Source organism: Streptomyces synnematoformans (assembly GCF_039531005.1).
Taxonomy (GTDB): Bacteria; Actinomycetota; Actinomycetes; order Streptomycetales; family Streptomycetaceae; genus Streptomyces; species Streptomyces synnematoformans.
The window spans coordinates 25,323-32,922 of the sequence record NZ_BAAAPF010000042.1 but is presented as its reverse complement, the minus strand read 5'-3'; the positions used below and the strand labels follow the sequence as shown (position 1 = coordinate 32,922).

At 73.6% G+C, this 7,600-nt stretch carries 7 protein-coding genes and 1 pseudogene; 2 read left to right on the top strand and 6 right to left on the bottom strand.

Features of this window, described 5'->3' with window-relative positions; translation table 11 throughout:
• Positions 1 to 512: pseudogene (locus ABD317_RS10330) on the bottom strand (hypothetical protein); the annotation flags it as partial.
• A gap of 64 nt (positions 513 to 576) precedes the next feature.
• Positions 577 to 1,131, bottom strand: a complete 555-nt coding sequence (locus ABD317_RS10325) for a GNAT family N-acetyltransferase (RefSeq protein WP_344289496.1) — start codon at positions 1,129 to 1,131, stop codon at positions 577 to 579.
• A gap of 175 nt (positions 1,132 to 1,306) precedes the next feature.
• Between ABD317_RS10325 and ABD317_RS10320 the strand changes: the two genes are divergently transcribed.
• Positions 1,307 to 1,768, top strand: a complete 462-nt coding sequence (locus ABD317_RS10320) for a hypothetical protein (protein ID WP_027753381.1) — start codon at positions 1,307 to 1,309, stop codon at positions 1,766 to 1,768.
• 177 nt (positions 1,769 to 1,945) lie between these two features.
• On the opposite strand, the gene ABD317_RS10315 is transcribed toward ABD317_RS10320, so the two are convergent.
• From ABD317_RS10315 to ABD317_RS10300, 4 genes are all read right to left on the bottom strand, one after another.
• Positions 1,946 to 2,365, bottom strand: coding sequence for a rodlin (locus tag ABD317_RS10315; RefSeq protein WP_344289495.1), 420 nt, complete (start codon positions 2,363 to 2,365; stop codon positions 1,946 to 1,948).
• Positions 2,366 to 2,495: 130 nt separating this feature from the next.
• Complete coding sequence (locus ABD317_RS10310) at positions 2,496 to 2,807, bottom strand: hypothetical protein (protein WP_344289494.1); 312 nt, start codon at positions 2,805 to 2,807, stop codon at positions 2,496 to 2,498.
• Between the two features lie 323 nt (positions 2,808 to 3,130).
• A complete protein-coding gene (locus ABD317_RS10305) occupies positions 3,131 to 5,098 on the bottom strand; it encodes a TIGR03960 family B12-binding radical SAM protein (RefSeq protein WP_344289493.1) in 1,968 nt (655 codons plus the stop codon).
• Between the two features lie 90 nt (positions 5,099 to 5,188).
• Positions 5,189 to 6,880 (bottom strand): CYTH and CHAD domain-containing protein, encoded by a 1,692-nt coding sequence (locus ABD317_RS10300; RefSeq protein WP_344289491.1) that lies wholly within the window; start codon positions 6,878 to 6,880, stop codon positions 5,189 to 5,191.
• A gap of 129 nt (positions 6,881 to 7,009) precedes the next feature.
• Between ABD317_RS10300 and ABD317_RS10295 the strand changes: the two genes are divergently transcribed.
• Positions 7,010 to 7,573: a DoxX family protein gene (locus tag ABD317_RS10295; RefSeq protein WP_344289490.1), complete on the top strand. Its 564-nt coding sequence runs from the start codon at positions 7,010 to 7,012 to the stop codon at positions 7,571 to 7,573.
• Positions 7,574 to 7,600 lie beyond the last annotated feature (27 nt).

The following is a 7,600-nucleotide window of genomic DNA, read 5'->3' as shown; positions in this document are numbered from 1 at the left end:
GCGACGAGCACGCGCAGCGCCCGGCGCAGGCCGTGGCCGAAGGGGGTCAGGACGTGCGCGTACAGCCAGGAGGCCGGGGCCGCGACCAGCCACCGCCACCCCCACACCACGGGCGCGACGACGACCCACCGCAGCAGCCACGCCAGCGCCGTCCCCGCGGCCCGCAGCAGCCGCACCGCGCCCCGGCCCGCGGGCGCCAGCACCTGCCGGTACAGCCATCGCGCGGGGTCGGCCAGCAGCCGCTCCCCCAGCCACGCCAGCACCCTGCCGAGCCCCTTCGCGGCGGCGACGAGCAGGTCCCACAGGGCCCGCACCGGCACCACGAGGACGAGCACCGCCCACCGGACCGGCGCCGCGAGACAGCCGCCGCCGGACCCGTCCGCCGCCGGACCCCCGTGGTCCGTGAACCGGCCGCCGCCGTCCCGCCCCCCGCGCCGATCCGCATCCCGCTCCGCGCGCCGCTCCCCGTCCCGCTCCGGACTCCGTTCCCACTCCTGGGCCACGGTCCTCATCCCCCTCGCCCGTACGGCGGCCCCGTCCCCGTCCGGCCCGGACGGGCTCCCGGCGCCGCCGAAGCTACGCCTGCCCCGCCCCCGTGGCGACCCAGTACCGCAACTTCAGGCCCCGCCGGTCCTCGAAGACGCCGCCGTTGGCCTCAATGACCTTCCGCGACCCCGCGTTGTCGTGGTCGCAGGTCACCAGCACCTCCGCCAGCCCCAGGTTCCGGGCCACGGGCAGCGCGTCGCGCAGCATGGCGGTCGCGTGGCCGCGCCGCCGGGCAGTCGGCCGCACGTCGTAACCGATGTGCCCGCCCTGCTCCCGGAGCCAACCCGTGAGCGAGTGCCGGATGGCGATCCGGCCCAGATAGGTGTCCCCGTCCACGTACCAGAGCGTGGTGCAGTGCACCCGGCCCGGGCGGATCATCGGGATCGTCTCGTCGGCCTCGGCACGCAGCCCCGCGACGTACGACGCGAAGACCGCGGGGTCGTGCCAGCGCCGGCGCCAGCGCCGGAGGTCCTGGCCGATGGACGTGTCGTCGCCGACCGCGCCCCTTCCCTCGGCCTCGAACTCCTTCATGGCGTCGGCGAAGGAGGCGCGAAATCGAACGTGGGGGGTGGTCAGTTGCGGCATCGGGCCATGCTTACGGGCCGTGCGGCGCCCCGGCAACCGGATAAGCGGAGGTCACAGCGTATTCACAAAACAGCCGGGGCGAATGCGCAGAGTGAGGCACACGGGAGAATTTCCGGGAATCACTGGGTTTGTGGAAGCATAGCCGGGAAAGTGTCGTTTCTCACTGGTGGTGACCATGGGCCAGCACGCCTCCCGATACCCGACCCGTACGCACCGCGCCCTGCTGCGCGCCGGCCTCATCGCGGCGGCGGCCGGCTCCGCGCTCGCGGCCGGCGGAGCCGCCGGGGCGGCCGCGGCACCCGCGGACGACACCCCGGTCGGCGCGCTCGACCGGCTCGGCGAGCTGAACGTCGGCAAGGCCAACAAGATCGAGACCGACCAGATCGCGGCCGCCCTGGGCGGCGTCGCCCAGGGCCTGGACACGACCAGGCAGACGGCCCTCGGCCCGCTGACCGACATCCCGCTCAACCCGCTGGCCAAGACCGGCTCGGACCCGCTGGACAACGCGGTCAGCACGGCCCCCGGCGAGAACGGCACGCCGCTGAGCACGGCCGCGATCACCGGCCCGCTGGCCGAGGGCGCGTCGCTGTCGGGGCTGCCGGCGGTCGGCCCGTACGTGGGCCGCCTCGTCAGCTGAGCGCAGCCCTCCCGGCAGCACCGGAAGACGGCCCGCGGATGCGCTCCGCGGGCCGTCTTCGTACGCCCTGGGCCGTGGCCCCGGGTACGGGTCCCGCGTACGCGCAAGGCCCCGGCCCGGGGCGAGCACGCGACTCGCCCCGGGCCGGGTACCGGGATTCCCCGTGTGGTGCGGGAGTCAGCCGGCGTTGTTGCCCGCGCCGTTGCCCGAGAGGATCGGGAAGTCCTCCAGCAGGTGGGACAGCGGGGCGTCGCCCTGGTCCGCGCTGGAGTTCTTGGCGCAGGTCTGGTTCTGGTTCTGGGCCAGGACCTCGTCCACGCCGACGTTGACCAGGTTGATGACGTTAACGAGCTGCTTCGCGTTCTTCGCGACCTGCGGCAGCGCGATGCAGGGCTCGTTGAGCGAGCCGTTGACCAGGGCCATGTTCGGGCTCATGTAGCCGCCCGTCTTGGTGTTGCCGTAGGCGATCTTCGAGCCGTTGCCGTTGGCGTACGGGCCGTCGCCGGTGTCGTCGGCGGCCAGCGCCTGCGGGGCGGCCAGCGCCGAGGCGCCCACCAGGGTGGCGGCAACGGCCGCGGTCTTCAGGTACTTCCTCATGTTTCTCTTTTCCTTTTCCACCTGAGGGAACAACGATGCGGGCACGCTGTACAACTCCGCACCCCTTGAGTGAGTTATCCGGAATCGCCCGTTCGGACGATCGGATTGTGTCCGGAGCGAAACCGACCGCTCAGGAGCCGCCGCGCGGCTCCGCGCCGGCGGGCGCCAGGATCTGCGGTGGCAGGGCGCCCTGGATGACCTGGTGTGCCGTTGCGTCGACCGGCCGGGTCAGCTTGCGGACCACCGGCCCGTTGACCGGCAGGCTGTGCTGCACCAGTTCGGTCGCGGGCCGGTTGACCAGACCCTCCACGGCCTGTGCGGCCGCGGCGTCCAGACTCAGGTCCGGGCTGGTGAGCCCGGGATCGATGGCGCCCGCCGGGCCGGCAGTGCCCAGTGCCAGGGCGGCACCGCACACGACCACGGCAGACTTGACGTACTTCACTTGGCATCCTTTCCGCCACGGAGCCTTCGGAGCGTTTCCTTGCCGTCAGAGCGACGGCCGTTCTCCCGAAGCCCCACCTTCGTTATTCGAAACGAGGGCGGCGCGGTGACGACACGGCACGCGGAATAATCGCGTACAAGTCCCCCGTACGGAGCAATGGTGTGATTGTCGGCGGAATAGAGAAAGGCGTCCGGGGAATGCCATGAAATGCCGTCGGGCGGCGGGCACGGCAAAGCCCCGGACCGGTGTACCGGCCCGGGGCTGCGTTGACTTCTCGTCCACCCGTGCGGGTGGTCACGGCCGGTCCGCGGACCGGCCGGGCGTCAGGCGGCGTCCCCGCCCGCAGGGCCGTTGACGACGCTCAGCGGCAGCAGCTTCCTGCCCGTCGGGCCGATCTGAATCTCGGTGTCGAGCTGCGGGCACACCCCGCAGTCGAAGCAGGGCGTCCAGCGGCAGTCCTCGACCTCCGTCTCGTCGAGGGCGTCCTGCCAGTCCTCCCAGAGCCAGTCCTTGTCCAGCCCCGAGTCCAGGTGGTCCCAGGGCAGGACCTCCTCGTAGGAGCGCTCGCGCGTCGTGTACCAGTCGACGTCGACGCCGTGCACCGGGAGCGCCTTGTCCGCGGCGCGCATCCAGCGCTCGTACGAGAAGAACTCGCGCCAGCCGTCGAAGCGGCCGCCGTCCTCGTAGACGGCGCGGATGACGTCGCCGACGCGGCGGTCGCCGCGGGAGAGGAGGCCCTCGACGATCCCGGGCCTGCCGTCGTGGTAGCGGAAGCCGATGGCGCGACCGTGGCGCTTGTCGGCGCGGATGCGGTCGCGCAGCTGCTCCAGCCGGGCGTCGGTGTCCTCGGCGGAGAGCTGCGGGGCCCACTGGAAGGGCGTGTGCGGCTTGGGCACGAAGCCGCCGATGGAGACGGTGCAGCGGATGTCGTTGGACCGCGCGACCTCGCGGCCCTTGGCGATGACCTTGGCGGCCATGTCCGCGATCTGCACCACGTCCTCGTCGGTCTCGGTCGGCAGCCCGCACATGAAGTAGAGCTTCACCTGCCGCCAGCCGTTGCCGTACGCGGTGGCGACCGTGCGGATCAGGTCCTCCTCCGAGACCATCTTGTTGATGACCTTGCGGATGCGCTCCGTGGCGCCCTCGGGGGCGAAGGTCAGGCCGGAGCGGCGGCCGTTGCGCGTCAGCTCGTTGGCCAGGTCGATGTTGAAGGCGTCGACCCGGGTGGAGGGCAGCGACAGGCCGACCTTGTCCTCCTCGTAGCGGTCGGCGAGGCCCTTGGCGACGTCGCCGATCTCGCTGTGGTCGGCCGACGACAGCGACAGCAGGCCGACCTCCTCGAAGCCGGTGGCCTTCAGGCCCTTGTCGACCATCTCGCCGATGCCGGTGATGCTGCGCTCCCGCACCGGGCGGGTGATCATGCCGGCCTGGCAGAAGCGGCAGCCGCGGGTGCAGCCGCGGAAGATCTCCACGCTCATCCGCTCGTGCACGGTCTCCGCCAGCGGGACCAGCGGCTGCTTCGGGTACGGCCACTCGTCGAGGTCCATGACGGTGTGCTTGGCGACCCGCCACGGCACGCCGGAACGGTTCGGCACGACCCGGGCGATGCGGCCGTCGGGCAGGTACTCGACGTCGTAGAACGACGGGACGTACACCCCGCCGGTCTTCGCCAGCCGCAGCAGCAGCTCCGCGCGCCCGCCCGGGCGGCCCTCGGCCTTCCACGCCTTGACGATGTCGGTCATCGTCAGCACGGCCTGCTCGCCGTCGCCGATCACCGCGCAGTCCACGAAGTCCGCGATCGGCTCCGGGTTGAACGCGGCGTGGCCGCCGGCGACCACGATCGGGTCGTCGTCGCCGCGGTCGGCGGCGCGCAGCGGGATGCCGGCGAGGTCGAGGGCGGCGAGGAGGTTGGTGTAGCCCAGCTCGGTGGCGAAGGAGACGCCGAGGAGGTCGAAGGCGCGCACGGGGCGGTGGCTGTCCACGGTGAACTGCGGCACGCCGTGCGTGCGCATCAGCTCCTCCAGGTCCGGCCACACGCTGTACGTGCGCTCGGCGAGGGTGTCCGCGCGCTCGTTCAGCACCTCGTAGAGGATCATGACGCCCTGGTTGGGCAGGCCGACCTCGTACGCGTCCGGGTACATCAGCGCCCAGTGGACGTCGACCGCGTCCCAGTCCTTCACGGTGGAGTTCAGCTCACCGCCGACGTACTGGATCGGCTTCTGGACATGCGGCAGAAGGGCTTCCAGGCGGGGGAAGACGGACTCGACGGTGGATGCGGGCACGGCAGTCATCGGGAAGGCTGTCCTCGGCGGTCCTGTGATACGTACGCGGGTGACCATCCAGCGTAGCGCGCGCCCCGCCCGGGACCCTCTTCGCGCTGCTCAGAGGTGCTTCTGCGACAGCCAGGGCAGCCGGTCGCGCAGCTCGGCCGCGCGGGCCTCCTCGCGCGCGTACAGCACGCCGTACGTGAACGAGGGCTCGCCCGCGCCCTGCGCCTGCTGCGCGATCTCGCGCAGCGCGGCCCGGGCCAGCACGCCGTCCTGGTAGTCGCCGAGCAGGTCCTGGACCTCCCGCATCAGCGAGGTGACGGTCTTCGCCTCCTTGCCGAGCACGGGGCGGGCCACCTCCGCGGCGTAGCGGGCGCGCTTGGCGGACTTGCGGGTCTCGTGGATGGCGGTGTCGCGGTCGGGGCCGGGGGCGAGGTCGAAGACCTGCTGCAGGGAGTCGGCGAAGCGCCGGTAGTCGCGGGCGAGGGCCTTGCGCAGCACGGGCTCCGCGGGGCGGACGGCGGCGGCGCGCAGCGGCGGGTCGGCGAGCAGCCCGTCGAGGGCGTCGAGGAGGGCGAGGTAGCGGCGGCCGTCGAGCACGGCGACGATACGGCGCCGGGAGCCGGTGCGGCGGGCGGTGGACCAGGTGCGCAGCCGGCCGCGTACGGGGCCGAGCACGAGCGGGCGCTCCAGCTCCACGAGGGCGGCGTGGATGCGTTCGGTGAGCACCTCGCGGTCGCGGTCGACGCCGAGTTCGGCGGCCAGCCAGCGCAGCTCGCCGGCGACGGGGTCGGTGCGGGTGCGGTCGAGGACGGCGCGGTAGCTGCGGAACGTGCTGCGCAGGCGGCGGCTGGCGACGCGCATCTGGTGGACGGCGTCCGGCTGGTCGAGGCGGACGGCGGGGTCCAGCTCGACCAGGGCGGTGGCCTGGGCGCGGACGTAGTCGAGGACGACGTCGGCGGCGGGACGGGCGGCGGGCGCGGCGGCCTCCGGCGAGTCCGCGGGCTCGGGGCGGTTCTTGCCGGCGGGCTTCTTCTTGCCGCTCTTGCCGCCCTTGGCCTTTCCGCCGTCCTTGCTGTCCTTCCCGGCCTTGGTCTTCCCGCCGGCCTTGGCCTTCCCGCCGGCCTTGCCCTCCTTGCCCCCCTTGGCCTTCTTCCCGGCCCCGGCCTTCCCGCCCGCCGTCTCCCGCGGCTCCTCCGTCTCCGCCAGCGCCCGCGCCAGCTTCGACGCCGCCGCCGACCGCCGCAGCCCGGCCCCGCCCCCGGTCAGCGCCGCCTCCACCGCGTCCAGCACCGCCGGGTCTCCCCCGGCGCCCAGCTCCACCTCCACCTCGGCCCACGCCGCCGTCGCCCCCGTGTCCGGGCGCTCGGCCGTCACCCGGTCGACGGACACCTCCGCGACCGGTTCGCCGTCCGCGCCGAGCAGTTGGTGGACGTCACGCTGCGAGCGGATGCGGACGACGGGCACCAGCTCGGCGTCGCGGACGCGGGAGCGGACCAGCGCCGCCAGGCGGCGCGGGACGCTCTCGCCGAGGGGGGCGCGGACCTCGTCGCGTACGCCGGGGGCCACCGGCAGCTTCAGGTGCCAGCCCGCGTCGTCGCCGCCCGTGCGGCGGCGCAGCGTGATGCCGTCGGCCGCCAGCCGGCGGCCCGCGGTGTCGTAGTAGACGGCGTCGAGCCGGGCGGTGCCCTGGTCGATCACCGCCGTGACGCCGTCGACGCCCGTCAGGTCGGGCAGCGGGGGCAGTTCGGAGGCGCCCCCCTCGGCCTCGTACTTCCGCTCGATCTCGCGCACCGTGTCCACCATGAATCGAATCTAACCGGGGTCGGGCGGTTGGTCAGCGGGGTGCGCGGGCCCCGATCCCCGGAATGTGCCGGGTGGCGGGGGTTCCGGGGGTGTCCTAGCGTCGCGCCCAGAACCCCAAGGAGGTCGCCCATGGCCCAGCCGCGCACCATCCCCGTCATCAGCTACGCCGAGGACGTCGCGGAGGGCGTGACCGGCGTCGACGCCGGGCTGCTGGCACTGCGGGCGGCGGTCGGCGCGGTCATGGCGGGGCACGGGGCGCAGAAGCTGTTCGGCTGGTTCGGCGGCGCCGGGTTCGACCCGACGGCCGCGATGCTCTCCGCGGCCGGCTACCCCGCCGGGCAGGAGCTGACGTGGGTGCTGGGGCTGAGCGAGATCGTCGGCGGCGTCGCACTCGCCGTCGGCTTCCTCACCCCGTTGGCGGCGGCCTCGGTGATCGGCGTGATGATCAACGCCGTGGCCGTCAAGTGGGGCTTCGACTGGCGCGGTCCGATCGCGGCGGCGGACCCGCGGGGCGTCGAGTACGAAGTCATGCTCGGCGCCGCGGGCGTCGGGCTGGCGCTGACCGGGGCGGGCCGGGTCTCCGTGGACGGGGCGCTGGGGGCGCTGCGCGGGGGACGGGTCCTGTCGGGGGTGGCCGCGGTGGTGCTCGGGACGGCCGCCGCGGCGGCGGTGCTGCTCCTGCGCCGGCTGTGACGCCGGCCGGGGCCCAGGCGCCGTACC